The sequence below is a fragment of the Pseudomonas sp. IPO3749 genome, assembly GCF_013386605.1.
Classification (GTDB): Bacteria; Pseudomonadota; Gammaproteobacteria; order Pseudomonadales; family Pseudomonadaceae; genus Aquipseudomonas; species Aquipseudomonas azotoformans_A.
Genome location: NZ_JACARN010000001.1, coordinates 138,826 through 162,436, shown reverse-complemented (window position 1 = coordinate 162,436; position 23,611 = coordinate 138,826). Strand labels below are relative to the sequence as shown.

Sequence of the window (23,611 nt, the reverse complement as noted above, 5' to 3'; positions counted from 1 at the left end):
CCCTTATAACGAGGATTCTGGAGGAAAGGAAGGTGTCCTACGGTGGAGGAGAAACGCCTGTAGGAATGCCTCTGCCTACAGGCGTAAGACGCTTACAGAGTAAGCGTCAGGCGTTTTACCAACGCTCCTGGCAGCAGATTCGAGGCGGTATTGCGCTGACTGTAAGTGCTGGCAGAAAGCAGCAACTCCCGATCAGCGGTCAGGGCTTCGAGCTGCGAACCGAGCAGGCTGTAGACACTGTCATCAAAGCGCATGGTGCTGACCGGTGCCTTGATCTCGCCGTCTTCCACCCAGAAGGTGGCGAAGCGCGTCATGCCGGTCAGGCGGGCCGCCGGCAGGTCCGAATAGTTCAGGTACCACAGGTTGCTGATATACAACCCGGTGCCCAGCTGCTTGAGGATATCGGCCTGGGCCAGGCTGCCGGCGGCCATCTGCAAGGCGCTGGGCGATTCATCGCTGCTTGCGCCATTGGTGCTTAAGCCATATTCGGCGGCGCTGCGCGAGTTGATCAATTGGCCCTCGGCGCTTCCCGCCTTGATCAGCGTGACGTCGCCGCGCGGGTAACCTTCGGTGGAAAACGCCTGGCTCAGGGAACCGCTGATTTGTTCTGTCAATGTCACCAGCGGGCTCAGGGACTGTTCGCCGGCGTAGAGCTTTTGCAGCGAACTGCCCTTGCTGGCGATGGCCTGGGCTGAAAAACCACCCCAAGTGATGATGCTGATGATCTCTTCAATCGCCGCCGGGGCGAGGTAGGCGCGGTATTGCCCAGGCGCCAGTGTGTGCAGTGGCCGGCCGAGGAACTCCAGCTGTTCGCGGGCCTGCTGGAAGCGCGCGGCAAACTCGGCGCTGTCCCAGGTGTGCCCGGCGTAGCTGGCCTTCACCGCTTCGCCATTGGCGTGAAACAGGCTGAAATCGAAGTTGAAGCTATTGGCCTGGTGCCAGCCGAAGGCGCCCGACGAGCTGGCAAAGCCCCGGCTGATGGGGCCGGCCGCATAAAAGCCGACCAGGTCGACGCCGTGGGCGGCCTGGCTGATGTCTTCCAGTACCTGGGCCAGTTCCGGCAGCGGGCGGGTTTGTTCGTTGCTGCTTTGCCAGGCATTGTGGTTCAGCAGCAGGTACGGATCCTGAGGCAGCAGCGGCAGGGTTTCACGCAGCTGTTGCAGGCCATCGGCCAAACGCTGGCGGTCCAGCTCGGGCTCGCCGGCCAGGGTGATGCCCAGGTCAGCATGGCGGCCGTCGTTGATCAGTTTCAGGTTGAGGCTGGCTTGTTGGACCTGGCCGGCCTGGCGCACCTTGGCGTGATTGAAACGCACGAATTCGGACGCTTCATCCGCATAGCCCAGGTGGAATTGTTCGTTGTCGGTGATGGCGTGCTTGAGCCAGTCCACCAATGCCTTGAAGTTGTTCATCAGGCGTCTCCCCCAAATACGTCGACATCACTGAATACGCAGGCCGGCGACGCATGGCCGACGCGGATCACCTGGTTGGGTTCGCCTTTGCCGCAGTTCGGCGTGCCCAACACCTTGAAGGTGCTGGCGTCGCCGACTGCGCTGAGGTTGCGCCAGAAGTTGGCAGAAATGGCGCGGTAGTTGGGGTTCTTAACGACGCCTTTCAGCTCGCCGTTCTCGATCAATTGGCCCCATTCGCAGCCGAACTGGAATTTGTTGCGCGCATCGTCGATGGACCATGAACGGTTGGTCGACATCAGCACACCGTTTTCGATACCGCCGATCAGTTGCGCCAGGCTCTTGTCGCCCGCCTCAATGTTCAGGTTGGCCATGCGGTCGATGGGCGCACGGTTCCAACTGCTGGCCCGGCTGTTGGCTACGCCGCTCATACCCGAACGGAACTGCGACAGCGCACCGCCTAGCGGCTTGAGCAACAGCCCTTCGCGGATCAGGAACTGCTTGCTGGCGGGCGTGCCGTCGTCGTCATGACTGTAGCTGGCGAGTTGCTCTGGGATGTCCGGGTCGAACGTCACGTTGAGCAACTTGGAGCCATAGTGCAGATGGCCGAAGTCGCTGGCCTTCACAAAACTGGTGCCGGCGTAATTGCGCTCGTCACCCAGGATGCGGTCCAGCTCCAGCGGGTGGCCGATGGATTCGTGGATCTGCAGGATCATCTGATCAGGCATCAGCAACAGGTCGCGCGGGCCGTTGGGCGTGTTGGGCGCGAGCAGCAGTTGCAGGGCTTCGTCGGCAATGCGTGGCGCGGCGCCGACCAGGCCGAAGCGGCTGATCACATCAAAGCCGCCTTGCTGGCCGAAGTTGCTGCCGCCCAGGGTACGGCTCTGGCTATCGTTGCCGTCGTAGGCGGTCACGTTGACGCCGGGGAACACGAAGCGCTGGGCCTGGCGCAGTTCGGCGCCGGCGTTGTTGAGGTAGATCTGCTCGACGTGGGTCAGGCCGAGGCTGACTTCCCAGCTCACCAGGCGCTCATCCTTCGGCACGGCGGCAGACTCATCGCCCAGCAGTTGGTAGCAGTCGCTCAAGGACGGGAAGGGCTGGTTGAGCTCAGGGGACAAATAGTCCGCCACATCACTGGAGACATGCTGTTCGCGCAGGTCGAGCAGGGCGTGGGGCTTGATCAACCGGGCTTGCTGTTCGGCCCGCTCAAGGGCGGCTTGCAGGCCGGGCAGGGAAATATCGTTGGTTGCCGCGTAGGCCTCCACACCGTTGAGACGCACGGTGAGCATGGCGCCTTCGTCGTGGTTCAGGTGCGGTGGTTCGGCGACGTTCTTGCGTACAGACAGATATTGGCCGGATTCGCGTACGTAGCGCAGCGAGAAGAATTCGGCGGTGGTGCGCAGGGCACTGAAGTGTTTTTTGAGTGTGGCGTGGTGGTCGAACATGGGGCCTTCCTTGTGGGCGGCTCGTCGCGGGCAGGCAAACAGAGTAGCTGATCAAGGAGGGGTTTTGCAGTGACTGTTCGGGCCTCTTCGCGAGCAAGCCCGCTCCCACATTTGACCGAGTTCCAACATAGGAATGCGGTCAAAATGTGGGAGCGGGCTTGCTCGCGAAGGGCGCGACGCGGTGTATCAGTTACTGCGCAGTCGGACCCACTTCACGCATCGGCTTGCCACGCACCGGCGCATCGCCCGCGACGTAGTAGTCGGCGGTGCTGCGCGGCAGCGGCTGGCGGCCACGGATCTTGTCGGCGATTTTCTCGGCGATCATGATCGTCGGCGCGTTCAGGTTGCCGGTGGTGATGATCGGCATGATCGACGCATCCACAACGCGCAGACCCTGCATGCCATGCACGCGTCCTTCGCCGTCCACTACGGCCATCTCGTCGGTGCCCATCTTGCACGAGCAGGACGGGTGGAACGCAGTCTCGGCGTGCTCACGGATGAACGTGTCGAGCTGCTCATCGGTTTGCACGTCAATGCCGGGGCTGATCTCGCGGCCACGGTATTGGTCGAGAGCCGGCTGCTGCATGATTTCACGGGTCAGGCGGATGCCATCGCGAAATTCCTGCCAGTCCTGTTCGGTGGCCATGTAGTTGAAGAGGATGCTCGGGTAGTCCCGTGGGTTCTTCGACTTCAGCTGGATGCGACCACGGCTCGGCGAACGCATGGAACCCATGTGCGCCTGGAAACCGTGCTCTTTCACACCGTTGCTGCCGTTGTAGTTAATCGCCACCGGCAGGAAGTGGTACTGGATGTTCGGCCACTCGAATTCTTCACGGGTACGGATGAAACCGCCCGCTTCGAACTGGTTGCTGGCGCCGATACCGGTGCCGTTGAACAGCCATTCGGCACCAATGGCCGGCTGGTTGTACCAGAGCAGCGACGGGTACAGCGACACGGGCTGAGTGCACGCATATTGCAGGTACAGCTCAAGGTGATCCTGCAGGTTTTCGCCGACGCCGGGCAGGTCGTGGACCACCGGGATGTCCAGGCTTTCCAGCAGTTTGGCCGGGCCCACGCCGGAGCGTTGCAGCAGTTGCGGCGACGCGATTGCACCGCTGCACACCAGCACTTCTTTACGGGCGCGGGCTTCAACGCGCTCTTCGGCGGCGCCGATCAGGTAACGCACGCCCACGGCACGCTTGCCTTCGAACAAGACTTTGTCGGTCAGGGCGTGGGTGACGATGGTCAGGGTCGAACGTTTCTTGGCGGTGTCCAGGTAACCACGCGCGGTGCTGGCGCGACGGCCTTTAGGCGTGACGGTACGGTCCATCGGGCCGAAGCCTTCCTGCTGGTAGCCGTTCAAGTCAACCGTGCGCGGGTAACCGGCCTGTACGCCAGCTTCAACCATGGCGTGGAACAGTGGGTTGTTGCCGGCTTTTGGCGTGGTCACGCTGACCGGGCCATCGCCACCGTGCCAGTCGTTCGGGCCGATGTCGCGGGTTTCGGCCTTGCGGAAATACGGCAGGCAGTCCAGGTAGGTCCAGTTTTCCAGGCCTGGCAATTTCGCCCAGTTGTCGTAGTCCATGGCGTTGCCACGGATGTAGCACATGCCGTTGATCAGCGAAGAACCACCCAGGCCCTTGCCGCGACCGCACTCCATGCGACGGCCGTCCATGTGTGGCTCTGGATCGGTCTCGTAGGCCCAGTTGTAGCGGCGGCCTTGCAGTGGGAAGGCCAGGGCGGCTGGCATTTGCGTGCGGAAGTCGAAACGGTAGTCCGGGCCACCGGCTTCCAGCAGCAGGACGGTGACGCCTTCGTCTTCGGTCAGACGGGTCGCCAGGGTGTTACCGGCGGAGCCGGCACCCACAATGATGTAATCGTATTCTTGGGACATTGGATGCACCCTCATATGTGTGGTTCAAGCTGCTTTTGTGGCGAGGGAGCTTGCTCCCGCTCGACTGCGCAGCAGTCGCAAAACCAGCGAACGAGTTCGGTCTGAAGAACTGCGGTGCCTGGGGTGGGGCTGCTTCGCAGCCCAGCGGGAGCAAGCTCCCTCGCCACAAAGGCGCACCCCAGGGCTCCTGTGGGTTAGAACACCGAGGCGTAGTCGCCCAGCTCAACCTGTACCGATTTGATGCGGGTGAAGTTGTTCAGCGAGCTGATGCCGTTCTCACGGCCCACACCGGATTGCTTGTAGCCACCGACCGGCATCTTCGCGTCGGATTCGCCCCAGGCGTTGATCCAGCAGATACCCGCTTCCAGCTGATGAATCACGCGGTGGGCGCGGTTCAGGTCCTTGGTCACCAGGCCTGCGGCCAGACCGAAGTCGGTGTCGTTGGCGCGGCGGATCACTTCTTCTTCGGTTTCGTAGGTGAGGATGCTCATCACTGGGCCGAAGATTTCTTCACGCACGATGACCATGTCGTCGGTGCAGTCGGTGAACACGGTCGGGGCCACGAAGGCGCCTTTGGCGAAGTCACCGTCGGTCAGACGGTCGCCGCCGCACAGCAGACGGGCGCCTTGCTCTTTGCCCTTGGCGATGTAGCCCAGCACGCTTTCCATGTGGGCAAAGCTGACCAGCGGACCGAAGTTGGTGTTTTCGTCTTCCGGGTTACCGACGCGAATGCGCGCGACACGCTCAACGATCTTGGCTTCGAACGCGGCTTGCAGGTGCTTGGGCACGAACACGCGAGTGCCGTTGGTGCAGACCTGGCCGGAGCTGTAGAAGTTGGCCATCATCGCGGTGTCGGCGGCGCGGTCGAGGTCGGCGTCGTCGAAGATGATCAGTGGGGACTTGCCGCCCAGTTCCATGGTCACGTCTTTGAGCGAAGAGCTGGAAGCGCTGGCCATGACTTTCTTGCCGGTGTCGGTGCCGCCGGTGAACGAGACTTTCTCGATGCGCGGGTGCTCGGTCAGCCAGGTGCCGACTTCACGGCCGCTGCCAGTCAGTACGTTGAACACGCCCGCCGGAACGCCAGCTTCGGTGTAGATCTCGGCCAGTTTCAGGGTGGTCAGCGAGGTGACTTCGCTTGGCTTGAAGATCATCGCGTTACCGGCGGCCAGGGCCGGTGCGGATTTCCACAGGGCGATCTGGATCGGGTAGTTCCACGCGCCGATACCGGCGACCACGCCCAGCGGCTCGCGGCGGGTGTAGACGAACGAAGTGTCGCGCAGTGGGATCTGCTCGCCTTCGATGGCCGGCACCAGGCCTGCGTAGTATTCCAGCACGTCAGCGCCGGTAACGATGTCGACATACTTGGTTTCGGAGAAGGATTTACCGGTGTCCAGGGTTTCCAGGGCGGCCAGTTCGTCGTTGCGCTCGCGCAGGATGTCGACGGCACGACGCAGGATGCGCGAACGCTCCATGGCGGTCATGGCGGCCCAGATCTTCTGGCCTTTTTCGGCGCTGACCACGGCACGTTCAACGTCTTCTTTAGTCGCGCGTTGCACTTGGGCGAGAACTTCACCGTTAGCCGGGTTGATGGCTTCGAAGGTGGCATCGCTGCCAGCGTCGCTGTAGCCGCCGTCAATGTAGAGTTTTTGCAGGTCGAAACGGGCCATAAAGTCCTCGCAAGTGCATAAGTGGTTGGCGTTAACCGCCGAACAGTGGGCCATAAGGGTGTGGCAACACTGAGCGACAGCAGTTCAGGGGTTGAGCGGTTATGTGTGCTCTAACTCACCTGCTTGGCCAATTGGAAATCCATGTATTCGTAAGCGATCCGTTGCGCCTGCTCCGTGTCGAAAGCGTCTCCCGACAGGGCGCCGCGCAACCACAAACCGTCGATCAGGGCCGCCAGGCCACGGGCTGCTTTGCGCGCGCGCGGCAGCGGCAGCACTCGGCGAAACTGGCAGCACAGGTTGGAATACAGACGTTGATCGTTGATCCGCTGCAACCTGTGCAATGACGGGTGATGCATGCTGGTGGCCCAGAAGGCCAGCCAGGTTTTCATTGCCGGGCCGTTGACCTGGCTGGCGTCGAAGTTGCCTTCGATGATCACCTGCAGGTGCGCCCGTGGGCTGTCATCCTTCAGGGCACGCCTGCGTTCGTGGACGTTCTCGATCAGCGCATTCATCAAGTACCGCATCGTCGCGGCGATCAGGCCGTTCTTGTCCTGAAAGTAGTGACTGATGATGCCGTTCGAAACGCCGGCCAAACGGGCGATCAGCGCAATGCTGGCATCTCCCATTCCGACCTGATCGATGGCCGTCAACGTGGCTTCGATCAACTGCTGGCGGCGTATGGGTTGCATACCGACCTTGGGCATGTAGCACCTCTCCTTAGGCCTGCCGATGGGCGATCAACGTCCGTCGGCTTGAGGGCCAGTCTATTTTGTTTTGATTGAACGTTCAATCAACAAAGAATAAGATCTGCGACAAATGGTCGCGTCCTACAGGTATTTCCTACTTGTGGGCGCGACATCTGGCACCTGGTTAAACCCCTGAAACGTCCCTGGGCACTGCGCTCATGGGGTGCAGGGATTTAAGGGGTGTCTTTATAACACCCGTCCGTCGACTGCCGAAAAATCGATGTCCCGGGATAACCGTTGCCTTGTGTTTCTCTCTCGCACTGCCCGGAGCATCTGCGCCATGAGTTCTGCCTCTCTTATAAAGACCCCGCCAGAAAAGGTGCGGGTCAACGGTTGGGTGTTCTACACCTCCACCGCGTTGATTCTGTTGTTGACTGCCATCCTGATCATCGCCCCGCAGGAGGCCGGGCGCATGCTCGGTGTCGCCCAGGCGTGGCTGTCGAAAAGCTTCGGCTGGTACTACATGGTGGTCATCGCCTCCTACCTGGTGTTTGTGGTGGGCCTGGCGTTTTCCTCCTACGGAAAATTGAAACTGGGCAGCAAGGACGACACCCCGGACTTCAGCTACGGCGCCTGGGCCGGCATGTTGTTCTCGTCGGGCATCGGCATTTCGCTGTTGTACTTTGGTGCTTCCGAGCCTTTGGACCACTACTTCAACCCGCCCGAAGGCGCTGCAGCCAGCAATGGTGCCGCACGCCAGGCGCTGCAATTGACCTTCCTGCACTGGGGCCTGCACGGCTGGGCGATCTACGCCCTGGTCGGCCTGGCCGTGGCGTACTTCGCGTACCGTCATAACCAGCCGCTGGCCCTGCGTTCGGCGCTGTACCCGCTGGTGGGCGAGCGTTGGGTGAAAGGCGCGGCCGGCCACGCGGTGGACGGTTTCGGCATGTTCGTGACCCTGTTGGGCCTGGTGACGAACCTGGGGATTGGTTCGATGCAGGTGTCGTCCGGGTTGGAAAACCTGTTCGGCATGGAGCACAGCAACACCAACCTGCTGATCGTGATCATCGTGATGAGCACCGTGGCGACCATCGCCGCCGTGTCCGGCGTGGAGAACGGCATTCGCCGCCTGTCCAACCTCAACATCGTGTTGTTCAGCGGCCTGCTGATCTTCGTGCTGTTGTTTGGCCCGACCTTGCACTTGCTCAACGGCTTGGTGCAGAACACCGGTGACTACCTCAACGGCATCATCCTGAAAACCTTCGACCTCTATGTGTACGAAGGCGACGCCGACAAGACCGAGCGCTGGATGGGCCTGTGGACCCTGTTCTACTGGGCCTGGTGGATTTCCTGGGCGCCATTCGTGGGCATGTTCATCGCGCGTATTTCCCGTGGTCGCACGGTGCGTGAACTGGTGGCTGGCGTGCTGCTGATCCCGCTGGGCTTTACCCTGGCGTGGCTGTCGATCTTCGGGAACTCGGCCTTGGACCTGGTGCTGAACCACGGCGCGGTGGAGTTGGGCAAGACCGCACTGGAACAGCCGTCCATGGCGATCTACCAGTTGCTTGAGCATTACCCGGCGTCGAAAGTCGTCATCGGTGTATCGATCTTCGTGGGCTTCGTGCTGTTCCTGACCCCGGCGGATTCCGGCGCGGTGATGATGGCCAACCTGTCGTGCAAAGGCGGCAACGTGGATGAAGATGCGCCGCACTGGCTGCGGATCTTCTGGTCGGCGGTGATCACCCTGGTGACCATCGGCCTGCTGTTCGCCGGCAACTTCGAAGCCATGCAGACCATGGTGGTGCTGGCGGGGCTGCCGTTCTCGGTGGTGTTGATCTTCTTTATGTTCGGCTTGCACAAGGCGATGCGCCAGGACGTGGCTATCGAACAGGAGCAGGCGCAACTGGCCGAGCGTGGCCGCCGTGGTTTCAGCGAGCGTTTGACCGCGCTGGACCTGCAACCGAGCCAAGGCACCGTGCAACGCTTCATGGACAAGCACGTCACGCCGGCGTTGGAAGAAGCGGCCACGGCCTTGCGTGAACAGGGGCTGGAGGTGCAGACGCTGTTGGGTAAATCCAAGCGCTGCATCGGTGTGCGCATCGAGATGGAAGAGGGCAACCCGTTTGTCTACGAAGTGAGCCTGGATGCTTACTCGTCGGCACCGAGCGACCTGCCCGAGGAAGAGCGCACGCGTTACTACCGCGCCGAGGTCTACCTGCACAACGGACCTCAGGAATACGACCTGATGGGCTTCGCCCAGGAACAGATCACCCGGGACGTGCTCGATCAGTTTGAAAGCCATCGACAGCTCCTTGGCCGTGTCTATAGCTGAAGGTTGATCATCCACCTGTAAAACAAAACGCCGCGATCCTCGCGGCGTTTTTGTACCTGGGGGATTACCCCAGGTTTTTGCCCAGCAGGGCGTGGTACAACTCGCTGTCCCCGAGAATCCCCACCACCTGGTTGTTGTCATGCAACACCAGCTTGTTCCCGGTGTGATAACGAATCTGCAACGCGTCGCGCATGCCGATATTTGAATCCACCAGCGTCGGCACTCGGCCCAGGCCTTCCACCGCTTGCCCCGGCGCCCAGTTCTGCAGGTTCATCACCGCGCCATTCTGGCGGGCACCCTTGATGGTATTGCCTTCGGCCAGGTCCAGCCACGAGTCGCCGCCCGGGTCCAGGCACACTGAACCGTTGACGCGCTTGCAGTTGTCCAGCGTGCGCATCAGGCTGCGGCCGCACAGTACGTTCAGCGGGTTGGTATGCGCGACGAAGGTACGCACATAGTCGTCCGCCGGGTTCAGCACGATCTCTTCCGGCACGCTGTACTGGATGATCTTGCCGTCTTTCATGATCGCGATGCGGCTGCCCAGTTTGAGCGCCTCGTCGAGGTCGTGGCTCACGAACACGATGGTCTTGCTCAGCTTGCGTTGCAGTTCCAGCAACTCATCCTGCAGGCCTTGGCGGATCAGCGGGTCGAGGGCGGAGAAGGGTTCGTCCATCAGCAGGATGTCGGCGTCCATCGCCAACGCGCGGGCCAGGCCGACGCGCTGCTGCATGCCGCCGGAGAGTTCGTCCGGCTTCTTGTTGCGCCATTGGGTCAGGCCTACCAGCTCAAGTTTTTCATCCACCAGCTTGCGTCGGTCTTTCTCCGGCCGGCCCTGCATTTCCAGGCCAAAGCTGATGTTTTCGCGCACCGTCAGCCAAGGCATCAGGGCGAACTTCTGGAACACCATGGCGATGCGTTTGGTGCGCATCATTTTCAGCTCGGCGGGTGTGCAGGAGGCGATGTCGATCTGGCGACCTTCATGCTCCACGAACAGTTGGCCACGGCTCACGGTGTTGAGGCCGTTGATGCAGCGCAACAAGCTGGATTTGCCGGAGCCCGACAGGCCCATCAGCACGCAGATCTCGCCTTTCTCGACATCCAGGCTGGCTTTTTCAACGCCGACGATCTGCCCGGTCTTTTTCAGGATTTCGTTACGGCTCATGCCCTGGTCCAGCAGCTTGAGCGCCTCGCGTGGGTCTTTGGAAAAGATCACGTCGACATTGTCGAATCGGATAATGCTCATGCATCACCCCCTACTTTAGCGTCGGGTTGTTTGCAGATGCGGTCGAGCATGATGGCCAGCAATACGATCGCCAGACCGGCTTCAAAGCCCAGGGCGATGTCGGCGGTGTTGAGTGCGTTGACCACGGGTTTGCCGAGGCCGTCGGCGCCCACCAGGGCCGCGATCACCACCATCGACAACGACAGCATGATGCATTGGGTAATGCCGGCAGCGATGCTCGGCATGGCGTGGGGCAGTTCAATGCGCGAGAGCAACTGACGGCGCGAGCAGCCAAAGGCCTTGCCGGCGTCCATCAACTCTTGCGGTACATCGCGGATACCCAGGTAGGTCAGGCGGATCGGCGCGGCAATCGCGAACACCACCGTGGAAATCAGTCCAGGCACCACACCCAGCCCGAAGAGGGTCAGGGTAGGGATGAGGTAGACGAAGGTCGGTACGGTCTGCATCAGATCGAGCACCGGCCGCATCATGGTGTAGAACAACGGTTTGTGCGCGGCAACAATGCCCAGCGGCACACCGATGACCACGCAGACCAGGGTGGCGAACAGCACTTGCGCCAGGGTCTCCATGGTTTCCTGCCAGTACCCCAGGTTGAGGATCAGCAGGAAGGAGGCGATGACAAAAACAGTCAGTCCCCATTTACGTTGGATAAAGTGAGCCAGCAGCGCAATCAGACCGATCAATGCCAGCGGATTGAACCAGGTCAGCGCGAACGTCACGCCGTGGATCATCGTTTCCAGTGTCGATGCGATTGCGTCGAAGTAGTTGGCGCCGTGTTGGGTCAACCATTCGACGAAGGCAGCGATGTACTGGCCTAGTGGGATTTTCTGTTCAGTCAGCATGGTAGTGAATGTCCACATGCGAAGAGGGAAAACATCCCGGGGCAGCGCACCGCCCCGGGGACAACATTACTTGGCGAGGTAGGCTTTAACGGCGTCGAGTCCTGGTTTGCCATCTACGGTGGTGACACCGGCGAGCCAGGTGTCGAGGGCTTGCGGGTTGGCTTTCAGCCAGGCCTTGGCGGCGGCGTCAGGCTTTTGTTTGTCGTCCAGGACTTTACCCATCAGGGTGCTTTCCATGTCCAAGGTGAACACCAGGTTTTTCAGCAACTGGCCGACGTTGCTGCATTCCTGGGTATAACCCTTGCGGGTGTTGGTGTAGATGGTGGCCTGGCCGTAGTTGGGGCCGAACGAGTCGTCACCGCCGGTCAGGTACTTCATCTTGAAGCGGGTGTTCATCGGGTGCGGTTCCCAGCCGAGGAACACGATGGCCTGGTCGCGCTTGGAGGCGCGTTCGACCTGGGAGAGCATGCCGGCTTCGCTGGACTCGACGACTTTGAAGCCGGCGGTTTTCAGGCCGAAGGCGTCTTTGTCGATCAGCGTCTGGATGGTGCGGTTGCCGTCGTTGCCCGGCTCGATGCCGTAGATCTTGCCGCCCAGCTCATCCTTGAATTTGGCGATGTCGGCGAAGTCCTTGAGGCCTTTGTTGTACAGCGCTTCCGGGACGGCCAGGGTGTACTTGGCGTTCTCCAGGTTGGCGCGCACGGTTTCCACGGTGCCGGCATCACGGTACTGCTTGATGTCGTTTTCCATGGTCGGCATCCAGTTGCCGAGGAAGATGTCCATGTTCTTGCCGTCGGCCAGTGACTTGTAGGTCACGGGTACCGAAATCATCGTGGTGCGCGGCTTGTAGCCCAGGCCCTTGAGGATTTCGCTGGTGGTCGCGGTGGTGACGGTGATGTCGGTCCAGCCGACATCGGAGAAGTTGACGGTCTTGCACTGTTCCGGTTCTGCAGCGTGTGCCAGGACTGGCAGACTCAGCATGGCGGCCAACAACAACTGGGGTGAACCTTTCATCTGGGTAGACTCCTGTGTTTTTTCTGGCGGCATTCGCCGCGCTTTATAAGTGTTGCGGTTGGTGCGTGCGACAACAGCTCTGGCACGGTGCCTTGCAAACGAGTCGAGACTGATCATGTACCAGTGAAAATCTGACGCCTACAGGGGGCGTCGTATCCAGTACAGGGATGGTCGTATCCAGTGTCGGTGACGTCGCTTACAGATTTTTCCAGAGGCGAAACTGCAGTTTTCGTCCATCTGCACCGCTAAAAACGGCCAAAACAGGTGATCGTACGCAAGCGACGCTGGTGAGCATGGTTACGTCGGTGTGAGACGCCGTGGCGGTTAGCAAAAGCTTGATGATGCCGCCATCTGGGCGATTTGAGCGTAGCAGCTCCTTGGTGCCCGGTTTGCTCACCTGCGGAGTTCCACGGCAATGGCTATCAGTGTTTTCGACCTGTTCAAGATCGGCATCGGGCCTTCGAGTTCTCACACCGTCGGCCCCATGCGCGCCGCGGCGTTGTTCGTTCAAGGCTTGCGTGAACGTGAACTGTTGGAACAAGTACGGCGCGTCGAAGTTCAGCTCTACGGCTCCTTGTCCGCCACCGGCATCGGCCACGGCAGCGACACCGCGACCATCATGGGGCTGATGGGCGAGTGGCCGGACGCGATCGATCCATCGCAAATCGGCCTGCGCATTCACACCCTGCGCGAGACCGACACCTTGCTGCTGGACGGGCGTTTGCCGGTGCCCTTCGTCTGGGCGCGGGACATGCGTCTGCTCGACGAAAACCTGCCGTTCCACCCCAACGCCATGACGCTGGTGGTGTACGGCGACAGCGCTGAACTGCACCGCGACACCTACTATTCAGTGGGCGGCGGTTTCGTAGTGGATGAAGCCCAGGCGCAAAGCGGCGTGGCCGATATGGACCGCACCGAGTTGCCTTACGATTTTTCCAGCGCGGTCGAGCTGTTGCAGCTGTGCAAGACCCACAACCTGCGCGTGGCCGAGTTGATGCTGGCCAATGAAAAGGTCTGGCGTTCCGAAGAAGAAATCCGCAGTGGCCTGATGAAACTCTGGCGCGCCATGCAGGATTGCGTGGAGCAAGGCCTCAAGCACGAAGGCATCCTGCCTGGCGGTTTGAACGTGCGCCGGCGTGCGGCCAAGTTGCACCGCAGCTTGCAGGAACTGGGCAAGCCGAATGTGATCGGTTCGACCTTGAGCGCCATGGAATGGGTCAACCTGTTCGCCCTGGCGGTCAATGAAGAAAACGCCGCGGGTGGACGCATGGTCACTGCGCCTACCAACGGCGCGGCGGGGATTATCCCGGCGGTGTTGCACTACTTCATGAAGTTCAGCGAGGAAGTCACCGAAGCCAATGTGGTCGACTACCTGCTGGGTGCGGCGGCGGTGGGGATCCTGTGCAAGAAGAACGCCTCGATTTCCGGTGCCGAAGTCGGTTGCCAGGGCGAAGTAGGCTCCGCGTGCGCCATGGCCGCTGCCGGCTTGGCCGAGATCCTCGGCGCTACGCCGGAGCAACTGTGCAACGCCGCTGAAATCGGCCTGGAACATAACCTCGGTCTCACCTGCGACCCCGTAGGCGGACTGGTACAAGTGCCGTGCATCGAGCGCAATGCGATTGCGGCGGTGAAGGCGATCAACGCCGCGCAGATGGCGCTGCGTGGTGATGGCCAGCACTTCATCTCCCTGGACCGGGTGATCCGCACCATGCGCGATACCGGGGCGGACATGCATGACAAGTACAAAGAGACATCGCGGGGTGGGTTGGCGGTCAGCGCCGTAGAGTGCTGATCTGATCGGCTTCTGTGGCGAGGGAGCTTGCTCCCGCTGGAGTGCGCAGCGCTCCCAAGATTTTGGGGCCGCTACGCAGCCCAGCGGGAGCAAGCTCCCTCGCCACAAAGGTTTGCATGCGCATAAAGTGAACACCCGGATCCAAAAGCGCCACCTTTTAGCGCGTCGCAAACAGATAAGTAGCTACCGAACGATTTCCCGCCTGACCACCGGTCACCCGTGCTTGGGGTGACAGACTTCTCCCACGCCCGCAAAGCGCCTTCCCACAAGTGCTACCGTTCTGCTCACGCCCCGTGGGCAGACTCGTTCCTACAGCCGATTCCGGCTATATCCGTACTCGCGGCGCGGGCTTGTTTAGACACGTCATCAGGTCGTTTTTAGGAGTTATTGGACGGCCATTCAATTTTAGGCATGGCATTTGCTCTATCAATTCAAAGCCTCTCTCCTGGCTGGATGAAGAGCGCAATAACAAGAGCCTCGCCTGAGGCCATCACCCGCTTTGTGTGAGGAGATACCGCGATGACGTCGTTCAACTCCGGGGCCCAACCCCAGAACCGTGCGCCTCAATCCATCGGCTTTTTGCTGCTGGACAATTTCACGCTGATTTCCCTGGCCTCCGCAGTCGAACCCCTGCGCATGGCCAACCAGCTCTCCGGTCGCGAGCTGTATCGTTGGACGACCTTGAGTGTCGACGGAAACCAGGTGTGGGCCAGCGACGGTCTGCAAATCACCCCCGATGCTTCCATGCACAAAGCCCCAGCCCTGGACACCGTGATCGTGTGCGGCGGCGTGGGTATCCAACGTACGGTGACCCGTGAACATGTGTCGTGGCTGCAAAGCCAGGCGCGCCAATCGCGCCGTTTGGGCGCTGTATGCACCGGCAGTTGGGCCCTGGCCTGCGCCGGTTTGCTCGATGGGTTTGATTGCAGCGTGCACTGGGAATGCCTGGCCTCGATGCAGGAAGCCTTCCCCCGCGTGGCCATGAGCACACGCCTGTTCACCCTCGACCGCAACCGCTTCACCAGTTCCGGCGGCACCGCGCCACTGGACATGATGCTGCACCTGATCAGCCGCGACCACGGCCGTGAACTGTCGGCCGCCATCTCCGAGATGTTCGTGTACGAGCGCATCCGCAACGAACAGGATCACCAGCGTGTGCCGCTCAAGCACATGCTCGGCACCAACCAGCCGAAGCTGCAGGAAATCGTCGCGCTGATGGAAGCCAACCTGGAAGAGCCGATCGACCTGGACGAACTGGCGGTGTATGTCGCCGTGTCGCGTCGCCAGTTGGAGCGCCTGTTCCAGAAATACCTGCATTGTTCGCCGTCGCGTTACTACCTCAAGCTGCGCCTGATCCGTGCACGGCAGTTGCTCAAGCAAACGCCGATGTCGATCATCGAAGTGGCGTCGGTGTGCGGGTTTGTTTCCACGCCGCACTTCTCCAAGTGCTACCGCGAATACTTCGGCATTCCGCCACGGGATGAGCGTGTGGGTTCCAACACCACCCAACAAGTGGCGATGATGCCGATTCCGCAGGCGCTGGTGTTGTCACCGTTATCGGGACCGATGTCGGCGTTGAGTCAGGCCAGAAACGAATCGACGTTCGCCAGCGTAAGGCTCTAGACCTTTTGGTGAGCTGGGCTGTTGTGGTGAGCGGGCTCACCACAACAAGCCCGCTCACCACAACGATTTATCAGGCGCCAGAGTTCTGTTTGAACTGCACCAACGCCGGCAACAACTGCTTATCGATCGCCTGCCGCACCGCCGGCAATATCGTCGCACTACCGGTGTACATCTGTTCAACCATCCCCTTGAGCGCCTTGGCCCGCGCCTCGCTCAACCCACGCACCGCACATTCGCAGGCCTGCTCGGCGGTGGCGCCGCTGGACACTTCAAAACCCAGTGAGCGCAGTTGGCCCAGCAGGTCATCCTGGTCAATCAAATCCGCATGCATCATGACGTTTATCCTGGTGAAGGGAACGGGGTTTGACCTCGATTCTGGTAGCCGCCCAAGCGGTCGGCAAGGCCAGATTGCACGAATGCCTCAGATGGCTACGAGCATGTCGTTTTCGGGCCATTTACCGAGCGCATTAATGGGCACACTGAACCCAAGCACTCAGCTTGAAGGTTTGGTCACCCTCAGGATGTCACGCTCACACAAGGCACTCTGCCCCGATCCAGTCACGGCTGGATCGGGGCTTTTTTTGTGGGAGCGGGCTTGCTCGCGAAGGGCGCGCCACGGTCTACCGTTGCAACACCAAAATGCGCGAGAGCAACTCATCCCTATCGATATAACATCCTTGAAAATGCCGCGCCCCGGAAGCCGGGTCAAAAGCATGACGCGCATGCAAGGTGCGGCGGTTGTCGAAGCACCACAACTCCCCCGGATTCAAGCGCTTGACCAGACGAAAGCGATCCTCCCGCGTCATGGCGATAAAACCTCGATACGCGCGATACAGCAACGGCATCTGGGTAACGCTGGCCTCAAACGGCCCACGCAAAAAGTTGGCCATGCGAATCTCCGCCACATCCCCCAGCGCATCCAGCGCAATGATCGGCGCCAGGCGGCGATAGTCGCTGTGCCGGTCCTTGTTGCGAAACTCCACCGGGATCTCACACAGTGCCCGGAACGCTTCGGGCTCTTCCGTGCGCAGAGCGTTGGCGATGGCAAACCCGTCGACAAAAATGCTCTCGCCACCGCTGGCATCGTTCACCAGGCAATGCAGGAATTGCAGGCCCGGTTGCAGCTCCCGCGTGGGCAGATCGGTGTGCAAGGGCAGGTTGAAAGCGGTGTAGGCATTGCTATCGGCATCGGCCTTGGATTGCACATTGAACAGCACACCGAAGTTGCTCTCGCGGATGAAGGCAATGCGCTTGGCGATCAGCGCCAGCGAGCCGGGCTCGATTGGGACGCCTCGGATTTGCGTCAGGCCTGAATCGCGCAGCGCCAGCAACCATTGCAGCAGCGCGTTCGGGTCTTCCATGACCGCCGAGTAGTCGAACACCGGCAGTTGGAAGTGACGGTCCCACAGCTGCGATTGGGGCTTTGCCGCACGGCGTTCGGCGCGGGATTCGTCGTCATAGGCATGAGCCCGCAACCAGCCGGGATCGTACTGGCTGCGGTGGCCGCCGCTCCATTCCACCCACAGATTGCCTTGATCAAGACGGGCCGAGGCAGCCCTGAGATTGGCGTCCACGTCGACAATCTCCAGCACTTGTTCACGGGTCACGCTGTACACGCATTCTGCACAGGGGCAGTTGTCCCGCAGCCATTGATGATGAAACGGGCTGACCCGCCCATCGGCCCAATGCACGAGGATTTGATCGTCCAGCACCCGCACGTCCGCGATGTCGCAGATCTTCGGGTAGGTACGGAAATCGGCGACAGCGGCGGCGGTTTGCATGGTGGCTCCTTATTGTTTTTTAGGGGGCAGTCCAATCACTCGGCCAAGCAAGGCAGGGCGCGGCAGGTCAGCCTGCTGCGCACTGATAGCCGTAAGTTTTCCCAGCGTGGCCTCGGTGAACGGCGCCGAATTCGGACCGGCCAGATCAACGTGCAGCAGCATCTGCTCGTTGCCCGCCAGCTCCTTTTCATCGCCCACTAAATGCAGGCTGTGATAGAGGTGCAGGCGCTTGGCATCAAAGGCGATCAGTTGGGTATGCACCTCCACGTCGGCACCCAGTTTCACTTCGTGCAGGTAGTTGAGGTGCAGCTCCAGGGTGAACAGCGAATGGCCGCTGGCTTCGCGGTTTTCACTGTCCAGGCCCAGGGTGTCCATCAGCGCGTCGGTGGCGTAGCTGAAGATCAGCAGGTAGAACGCGTCGCGCAGGTGGCCGTTGTAGTCCACCCAGTCGGGGTGGACCTGGGTGGTGTAGGTGGTGAGTGCGGGCATGTCAGGGGTTCCGTTATTCGGCGAACGTCATGCCGTGCTTGGCCTTGGTGGTTTTCACCGCTTCCAGCACCGCCAGCAGGCAATCATCACGATAGCGCTCCAGTGCCGAAATGCTGTGTTTGCCCAGTTGATCGCTGGTGCCGTCGACCACATCGTCGATCAGCTTGTCGGTCAGCTCTGGCGCTGGCAGGTAGGTCCACGGCAATTGCAGCGCCGGGCCGAACTGCGCCATGAAGTGACGCATGCCGGCGTCGCCGCCTGCCAGGGTGTAGGTCAGGAAGGTGCCCATGAACGACCAGCGCAAGCCCGCGCCAAAGCGGATCGCGTCGTCGATTTCACCGGTGGTGGCCACGCCGTCATTGACCAGGTGCAAGGCCTCACGCCACAGCGCTTCGAGCAGGCGGTCGGCGATAAAGCCTGGGACCTCCTTGCGCACGTGCAGGGGGCGCATGCCGAGGGATTCATACACCTTGATCGCGGCCTGAACGGCTTGCGGCGCGGTGTTCTTGCCGCCGACCACTTCCACCAGCGGCAGCAGGTAAACCGGGTTGAACGGGTGGCCGACCACGCAGCGCTCAGGGTGGGTCGAACCCTCGTAGAACTCGCTCGGCAACAGACCGGACGTGCTCGAGCCAATCAACGCATTCGGTTTGGCCGCAGCGCTGATCTTGCTGTGCAGGTCGAGTTTCAGTTCCAGGCGTTCCGGGGCGCTTTCCTGGATGAAGTCGGCGTCTTTCACGCACTCTTCAATGGTGGCGACAAAGCGCAGGCGGTCCTGGGACGCACCCGGCGCCAGGCCTTGTTTTTCCAAGGCGCCCCAGGCGTTGGCGACGCGTTTGCGCAGTGCGGCTTCGGCACCGGGCGCCGGGTCCCAGGCGACCACATCCAGGCCATGGGCCAAGGCGCGGGACACCCAGCCGCTGCCGATGACACCGCTGCCGAGGGCGGCGAAGGTTTTGATTTCGGTGATAAAGCTCATGGCAAATTCCTAAAAAAGTGGTGGCTGCGATCAACCGCGCTTGGTCAAACCCATCTTGATTCGGCCCTCGGCCGGGGTCATGACCCGTGCACCCAGGCGGCTGAGGATTTCACTGGCGCGCTCCACCAACTGGCCGTTGGTGGCGAGCACGCCTTTGTCCAGCCACAGGTTGTCTTCCAGGCCGACCCGCACGTTGCCGCCCAGCAGCACCGCTTGCGCCGCCATCGGCATTTGCATGCGGCCGATGCCAAAGCCCGCCCACACCGCGTCGGCGGGCAGGTTGTCGACCATGGCTTTCATGGTGGTGGTGTCGGCCGGCGCGCCCCACGGGATGCCCAGGCACAGTTGGAACAGCGGGTTGTCGAGCAGGCCTTCCTTGATCATCTGCTTGGCGAACCACAGGTGGCCGGTGTCGAAGATTTCCAGCTCGGCCTTCACGCCCAGTTCCTGGATGCGCTTGGCGCCGGCCCGCAGTTGCGCCGGGGTGGAGACGTAAATAGTGTCGCCATCGCCAAAGTTCAGGGTGCCGCAGTCCAGGGTGCAGATTTCCGGCAGCAGCTCTTCGACGTGAGCCAGACGGGTCAACGGGCCGACCAGGTCGGTGTTGGGGCCGAACTCCATTGGGTTCTCGCCGCCGCCGATCTCCAGGTCGCCGCCCATGCCGGCGGTGAGGTTGACGATAATGTCGATGTCGGCCTCGCGAATGCGCTCCATCACTTCGCGGTACAGGGCGACGTCGCGGCTGAACTTGCCGGTTTCAGGATCACGCACATGGCAGTGCACAACGGTGGCGCCGGCCTTGGCAGCTTCCACGGCAGCGGCGGCGATTTGTTTGGGGGTGACCGGCACGTGGGGGCTGCGGCTGGTCGTGTCGCCAGCACCGGTGAGTGCGCAGGTGATGATGACGTCGTGATTCATTTGGCGGTTCCTTACAGGCGTGGTGGTGCCGTTCGCAGCCCGGTTGAGCTGCGAAACGGTGGTTCAGAAAAAGTTATTGGCTGGTCAGTTGCAGGTTGGCCGCGGCCGGCTTGCCGTCGAAGGTGGTCACACCCTCCAGCCAGCGCGCCTGGTCTTGCGGGTGGTCCTTGAGCCACTGCTTGGCGGACTCGATGGCGTCCTTGTGATCCAGCAACGGCTGCATCATCCGGCTCTCGTCGGCGGCGGTGAAGGTGAGGTTGGTCAGCAGTTTGTGCACGTTGGGGCACTGCTCGGCGTAGTTCGGCGCGGTGACGCTCCACACGGTGGCCATGCCTTCGTTCGGGCCCAGGGCGTCATCGCTGCCGGTGAGGTAGGTCATGGCGACGTTGACGTTCATCGGGTGCGGCGCCCAGCCGAAGAACACCACGGCTTCCTTGCGGCGCACCGCGCGGTCGACGGCGGCGAGCATGCCGGCTTCACTGGACTCGACCAGCTGGAACTTGCCCAGGCCGAACTGGTTCTTGGCGATCATTGCCTTGATCTGGGTGTTGGCGCCCGAGCCTGGCTCGATGCCGTAGATCTTGCCGCCCAGCTCTTTTTCGAACTTGGCGATGTCAGCGAAGGTTTTCAGGCCCTTGTCCGCCAGGTAAGTCGGCACGGCGAGGGTGGCGCGCGCGTCTTCGAGGCTGGGTTTGTCGAGGACCTTGACTTGCTTGGCGTCGACGAACGGCGTGATGGTCTGGGTCATCAGCGGGTTCCAGTAGCCCAGGAACAGATCCAGGCGCTGGTCGCGGATGCCGGCGAAGATGATTTGCTGGGAGGCGCTGGTCTGTTTGGTCTTGTAGCCGAGGCCGTCGAGCAACACTTGGGTCATGGCGCTGGTGGCGATTACGTCGGTCCAGTTCACCACGCCCATGCGCACGTTCTGGCAAGATGCCGCATCGGCAGCCAGTACGTTCGTGCTCAAGATGGCGCTGGCGCTGAGTGCAAGCACACAGCGGCTGATCAGTCGGTTCATGGTGGATCCCTCGGCAGGTCGTTATTGTGGGGTCCGGCGTCTTTGTGCGCCGTGGGATCAAGTTACGCAGCTTGAGGGCCTATAAAACGCACGGCGGCGACCAGCTCTTGCACTGCAGCGACCTGCCCCCTTGAATCCACCCGAGAACGGGAGTATCACAGTGCCACGCTGCCCGTCCGACGAGAGCGCCACCATGTCCCAGGATTTCTACTTTCTGCTGATGCCGGGCTTCTCGGCCATCGGCTTTATCTCCGCGCTGGAACCGCTGCGGGTGGCCAACCGCTTTCGTGGCGAGCTGTACCGCTGGCACGTGCTGAGCGCCGATGGCGGCGCGGTGCTGGCGAGCAATGGCATGTCGGTCAACGCCGACGCCGCGCTGGAACCGTTGAAAAAAGGCGCGACCTTGCTGGTGGTCGCGGGCTTCGAACCGCTGCAATTCGCCACCCCCGCGCTGGAACACTGGCTGCGCCGCCTCGACCACGACGGCGTGACCCTCGGCGCCATCGACACCGGCGCCTGCGTCCTCGCCGAAGCCGGCCTGCTCGACGGCCACCGCCTGACCCTGCACTGGGAAGCCATCGACGCGTTCAAGGAATCTTATCCACAGCTCACCGTGACCCAGGAGCTGTTCGAAATCGATCGCCGCCGCATCACCTGCGCCGGCGGTACGGCCTCCATCGACCTGATGCTCGACCTGATCGCCCAGGCCCACGGCCCCGAACTGGCGATCCAGGTCTCCGAGCAATTCGTGCTCGGCCGCATCCGCCCACGCAAAGACCACCAGCGCATGCAGATCGCCACGCGCTACGGCATCAACAACAAAAAACTGGTGCAAGTGATCGGCGAGATGGAGCAGCACACCGAGCCGCCCCTGAGCACTTTGGCCTTGGCCGAAGCGATCAAAGTCACGCGTCGCCAACTGGAGCGCCTGTTCCGCCTGCACCTGAACGACACTCCCAGCAACTTCTACCTCGGCCTGCGCCTGGAGAAAGCCCGGCAGCTGCTGCGCCAGAGTGATATGAGTGTGTTGGAAGTGAGCATTGCCTGTGGGTTTGAGTCGCCGTCGTATTTCACCCGTAGTTATCGGGCACGGTTTGCGAAGTGCCCGAGGGAGGATCGGCGAAGGGAAGTGGTTTGACGGCCAATTATAGTCAATTATACTCGTTACTATAATTTATAGTCCTTTCCATAATTGAGTATAAAACCATGTCCAAGCACAGCGGCTTTGTATTCCGCCGTCCCGCGCTGGCAAGCAGCATTGCCGACGGCCTGGTGGGGGCCGGTATCCAGGATTTCACCTCTGGCCTGTTTCTCGCGGCGCCGCGTCGCACGGGCAAAAGTACTTTTTTACGCGAAGACCTGATCCCGGAGTGTCAGCTTCGAGGGTGGCTGGCGGTGTACGTCGATCTGTGGGCTGACAAAGAAAAAGACCCCGCGGAGTTGATTGCCAGCGCCATTGCCGCAGCGCTGGTGCCCTATGAAAAGGGCATTCGCAAGCTGGCCAAGAACCTTGGGATCGAGAAACTGAGCTTTCTGCGTACGCTGTCCTGGGACTTCAGCAAGCCTCAATTGCCGGTCGGCGCGACCTTGACTCAAGCCTTGGAACTGCTGCATCACGCGGCGGAAAAAACCGTCGTCCTGGTGATTGACGAGGCGCAGCACGCCTTGACCAGCGATTCAGGCATCAATGCGATGTTTGCGCTGAAGGCCGCCCGGGATCAGCTCAACCAGGGGCGTGACGAGGAAGGCAGCGGTTTGCATCTGGTGTTCACTGGCTCCAATCGCGACAAGCTGGCCCACCTGGTATTGGGTAAAAGCCAGCCGTTCTTCGGTTCCAGCATTACGCCGTTCCCGTTGCTGGGCAAAGCGTTCACCCAGGCCTATACCGCGCACCTCAACGCGCACTTGGCGAAAACCAACCAATTCAACGCGGCCGATATCGATGAGGCGTTTGAGCTGGTTGGCCGGCGCCCCGAGATGTTGCGCACGATCATCGGTGAAGTGGCACTGGAGCTGGGCGAGGCGAGCAATTTGGGCCAACTGCTGCACAGTCGCGCCGAACTGTTGCGCGCAGGTGTGTGGACCGAATTCGAAAGCGCCTGGAACACGCTCACCATCCCCCAGCGCGCCGTGCTGCAAGTGATGGTAGAGCGCTCTCAAACCAACGAACCCTTCGCGCCGTTCACCGACAGCACCCTCGCTGCGGTCAGCAAAGCGCTGGAAGACATGGGCAGCGACGTGGTGCCGGGCACCCAGACGATTCAGGCTTGCATCGATGCCCTGCGCGACAAGGAACTGGTGTGGAAGTCGAGCCGGGGCGGTTATGCACTGGAGGACAAGACCTTTGGCGATTGGCTTAAAACCCGCTAATTGTTTCTTGAGCGGTGCCAGCAAGCATATTTGATGGGCGCGTGCTCATACTTGAGGTAGCTGCTCGTTTGGCACCAAATTTCACTACGGGATTTACCAAAAAATAAAATTA

The 23,611-nt window shown here is 61.2% G+C and carries 19 protein-coding genes; 5 read left to right on the top strand and 14 right to left on the bottom strand.

Going from position 1 to position 23,611, the window contains the following annotated elements:
* Nucleotides 1-92: 92 nt before the first annotated feature.
* From HX812_RS00745 to betI, 5 genes are all read right to left on the bottom strand, one after another.
* Nucleotides 93-1,409: a TldD/PmbA family protein gene (locus HX812_RS00745; protein WP_038850234.1), complete on the bottom strand. Its 1,317-nt coding sequence runs from the start codon at nt 1,407-1,409 to the stop codon at nt 93-95.
* Nucleotides 1,409-2,851, bottom strand: a complete 1,443-nt coding sequence (locus tag HX812_RS00740) for a TldD/PmbA family protein (RefSeq protein ID WP_038850235.1) — start codon at nt 2,849-2,851, stop codon at nt 1,409-1,411. Before HX812_RS00740 ends, HX812_RS00745 begins: the two co-directional genes overlap by 1 nt.
* A gap of 190 nt (nt 2,852-3,041) precedes the next feature.
* Nucleotides 3,042-4,745, bottom strand: coding sequence for a choline dehydrogenase (gene betA / locus HX812_RS00735; protein ID WP_033898022.1), 1,704 nt, complete (start codon nt 4,743-4,745; stop codon nt 3,042-3,044).
* Nucleotides 4,746-4,939: 194 nt separating this feature from the next.
* The gene (gene betB, locus HX812_RS00730) at nt 4,940-6,412 is read right to left on the bottom strand and encodes a betaine-aldehyde dehydrogenase (RefSeq protein ID WP_016977776.1); all 1,473 of its coding nucleotides are present in this window, start codon (nt 6,410-6,412) and stop codon (nt 4,940-4,942) included.
* Nucleotides 6,413-6,522: 110 nt separating this feature from the next.
* Complete coding sequence (gene betI / locus HX812_RS00725) at nt 6,523-7,116, bottom strand: transcriptional regulator BetI (protein ID WP_016977777.1); 594 nt, start codon at nt 7,114-7,116, stop codon at nt 6,523-6,525.
* Nucleotides 7,117-7,495: 379 nt separating this feature from the next.
* Between betI and HX812_RS00720 the strand changes: the two genes are divergently transcribed.
* Complete coding sequence (locus HX812_RS00720) at nt 7,496-9,430, top strand: BCCT family transporter (protein ID WP_235165501.1); 1,935 nt, start codon at nt 7,496-7,498, stop codon at nt 9,428-9,430.
* 64 nt (nt 9,431-9,494) lie between these two features.
* On the opposite strand, the gene choV is transcribed toward HX812_RS00720, so the two are convergent.
* From choV to HX812_RS00705, 3 genes are all read right to left on the bottom strand, one after another.
* Entirely contained in the window at nt 9,495-10,673 is a 1,179-nt protein-coding gene (choV, locus tag HX812_RS00715) for a choline ABC transporter ATP-binding protein (protein ID WP_038850237.1), read from the bottom strand.
* On the bottom strand, nt 10,670-11,515 hold the full coding sequence (gene choW, locus HX812_RS00710; protein ID WP_016972877.1) for a choline ABC transporter permease subunit: 846 nt from the start codon (nt 11,513-11,515) through the stop codon (nt 10,670-10,672). Before choW ends, choV begins: the two co-directional genes overlap by 4 nt.
* A gap of 66 nt (nt 11,516-11,581) precedes the next feature.
* A complete protein-coding gene (locus HX812_RS00705) occupies nt 11,582-12,529 on the bottom strand; it encodes a choline ABC transporter substrate-binding protein (protein ID WP_038850238.1) in 948 nt (315 codons plus the stop codon).
* A 415-nt stretch (nt 12,530-12,944) separates the two neighbouring features.
* On the opposite strand from HX812_RS00705, the gene HX812_RS00700 reads away from it, so the two are divergent.
* Both HX812_RS00700 and HX812_RS00695 read left to right on the top strand, forming a co-directional pair.
* Nucleotides 12,945-14,321, top strand: a complete 1,377-nt coding sequence (locus HX812_RS00700; protein ID WP_038850239.1) for an L-serine ammonia-lyase — start codon at nt 12,945-12,947, stop codon at nt 14,319-14,321.
* Nucleotides 14,322-14,840: 519 nt separating this feature from the next.
* Nucleotides 14,841-15,944 (top strand): GlxA family transcriptional regulator, encoded by a 1,104-nt coding sequence (locus HX812_RS00695; protein ID WP_005792167.1) that lies wholly within the window; start codon nt 14,841-14,843, stop codon nt 15,942-15,944.
* A 70-nt stretch (nt 15,945-16,014) separates the two neighbouring features.
* On the opposite strand, the gene HX812_RS00690 is transcribed toward HX812_RS00695, so the two are convergent.
* From HX812_RS00690 to HX812_RS00665, 6 genes are all read right to left on the bottom strand, one after another.
* Nucleotides 16,015-16,278 (bottom strand): hypothetical protein, encoded by a 264-nt coding sequence (locus tag HX812_RS00690; RefSeq protein ID WP_010207120.1) that lies wholly within the window; start codon nt 16,276-16,278, stop codon nt 16,015-16,017.
* Between the two features lie 286 nt (nt 16,279-16,564).
* Nucleotides 16,565-17,725 carry a gamma-butyrobetaine dioxygenase gene (locus HX812_RS00685; protein ID WP_038848900.1) on the bottom strand — a complete coding sequence of 387 codons (1,161 nt, stop codon included), beginning with the start codon at nt 17,723-17,725 and terminating at the stop codon, nt 16,565-16,567.
* Between the two features lie 9 nt (nt 17,726-17,734).
* Nucleotides 17,735-18,214, bottom strand: a complete 480-nt coding sequence (locus tag HX812_RS00680; RefSeq protein ID WP_038848899.1) for a thioesterase family protein — start codon at nt 18,212-18,214, stop codon at nt 17,735-17,737.
* A gap of 13 nt (nt 18,215-18,227) precedes the next feature.
* Nucleotides 18,228-19,193 (bottom strand): L-carnitine dehydrogenase, encoded by a 966-nt coding sequence (locus HX812_RS00675; protein ID WP_038848897.1) that lies wholly within the window; start codon nt 19,191-19,193, stop codon nt 18,228-18,230.
* Between the two features lie 30 nt (nt 19,194-19,223).
* Nucleotides 19,224-20,111 carry a 3-keto-5-aminohexanoate cleavage protein gene (locus HX812_RS00670; RefSeq protein ID WP_038848894.1) on the bottom strand — a complete coding sequence of 296 codons (888 nt, stop codon included), beginning with the start codon at nt 20,109-20,111 and terminating at the stop codon, nt 19,224-19,226.
* Nucleotides 20,112-20,184: 73 nt separating this feature from the next.
* Complete coding sequence (locus tag HX812_RS00665) at nt 20,185-21,129, bottom strand: choline ABC transporter substrate-binding protein (protein ID WP_038848891.1); 945 nt, start codon at nt 21,127-21,129, stop codon at nt 20,185-20,187.
* A gap of 193 nt (nt 21,130-21,322) precedes the next feature.
* Between HX812_RS00665 and HX812_RS00660 the strand changes: the two genes are divergently transcribed.
* Nucleotides 21,323-22,267, top strand: coding sequence for a GlxA family transcriptional regulator (locus HX812_RS00660; RefSeq protein WP_016977789.1), 945 nt, complete (start codon nt 21,323-21,325; stop codon nt 22,265-22,267).
* A 68-nt stretch (nt 22,268-22,335) separates the two neighbouring features.
* Complete coding sequence (locus HX812_RS00655) at nt 22,336-23,499, top strand: AAA family ATPase (protein WP_038848888.1); 1,164 nt, start codon at nt 22,336-22,338, stop codon at nt 23,497-23,499.
* Nucleotides 23,500-23,611 lie beyond the last annotated feature (112 nt).

Bases quoted from the DNA above. Each gene is read 5' to 3' on its own strand.
- HX812_RS00740 (WP_038850235.1), bottom strand. From the start codon at position 2,851: ATGTTCGACCACCACGCCACACTCAAAAAACACTTCAGTGCCCTGCGC.
- HX812_RS00700 (WP_038850239.1), top strand. From the start codon at position 12,945: ATGGCTATCAGTGTTTTCGACCTGTTCAAGATCGGCATCGGGCCTTCG.
- choW (WP_016972877.1), bottom strand. From the start codon at position 11,515: ATGCTGACTGAACAGAAAATCCCACTAGGCCAGTACATCGCTGCCTTC.
- HX812_RS00675 (WP_038848897.1), bottom strand. From the start codon at position 19,193: ATGAGCTTTATCACCGAAATCAAAACCTTCGCCGCCCTCGGCAGCGGT.
- HX812_RS00670 (WP_038848894.1), bottom strand. From the start codon at position 20,111: ATGAATCACGACGTCATCATCACCTGCGCACTCACCGGTGCTGGCGAC.
- betI (WP_016977777.1), bottom strand. From the start codon at position 7,116: ATGCCCAAGGTCGGTATGCAACCCATACGCCGCCAGCAGTTGATCGAA.
- HX812_RS00685 (WP_038848900.1), bottom strand. From the start codon at position 17,725: ATGCAAACCGCCGCCGCTGTCGCCGATTTCCGTACCTACCCGAAGATC.
- HX812_RS00690 (WP_010207120.1), bottom strand. From the start codon at position 16,278: ATGATGCATGCGGATTTGATTGACCAGGATGACCTGCTGGGCCAACTG.
- HX812_RS00665 (WP_038848891.1), bottom strand. From the start codon at position 21,129: ATGAACCGACTGATCAGCCGCTGTGTGCTTGCACTCAGCGCCAGCGCC.
- HX812_RS00655 (WP_038848888.1), top strand. From the start codon at position 22,336: ATGTCCAAGCACAGCGGCTTTGTATTCCGCCGTCCCGCGCTGGCAAGC.
- betB (WP_016977776.1), bottom strand. From the start codon at position 6,412: ATGGCCCGTTTCGACCTGCAAAAACTCTACATTGACGGCGGCTACAGC.
- choV (WP_038850237.1), bottom strand. From the start codon at position 10,673: ATGAGCATTATCCGATTCGACAATGTCGACGTGATCTTTTCCAAAGAC.
- HX812_RS00745 (WP_038850234.1), bottom strand. From the start codon at position 1,409: ATGAACAACTTCAAGGCATTGGTGGACTGGCTCAAGCACGCCATCACC.
- HX812_RS00695 (WP_005792167.1), top strand. From the start codon at position 14,841: ATGACGTCGTTCAACTCCGGGGCCCAACCCCAGAACCGTGCGCCTCAA.
- HX812_RS00660 (WP_016977789.1), top strand. From the start codon at position 21,323: ATGTCCCAGGATTTCTACTTTCTGCTGATGCCGGGCTTCTCGGCCATC.
- HX812_RS00680 (WP_038848899.1), bottom strand. From the start codon at position 18,214: ATGCCCGCACTCACCACCTACACCACCCAGGTCCACCCCGACTGGGTG.
- HX812_RS00705 (WP_038850238.1), bottom strand. From the start codon at position 12,529: ATGAAAGGTTCACCCCAGTTGTTGTTGGCCGCCATGCTGAGTCTGCCA.
- betA (WP_033898022.1), bottom strand. From the start codon at position 4,745: ATGTCCCAAGAATACGATTACATCATTGTGGGTGCCGGCTCCGCCGGT.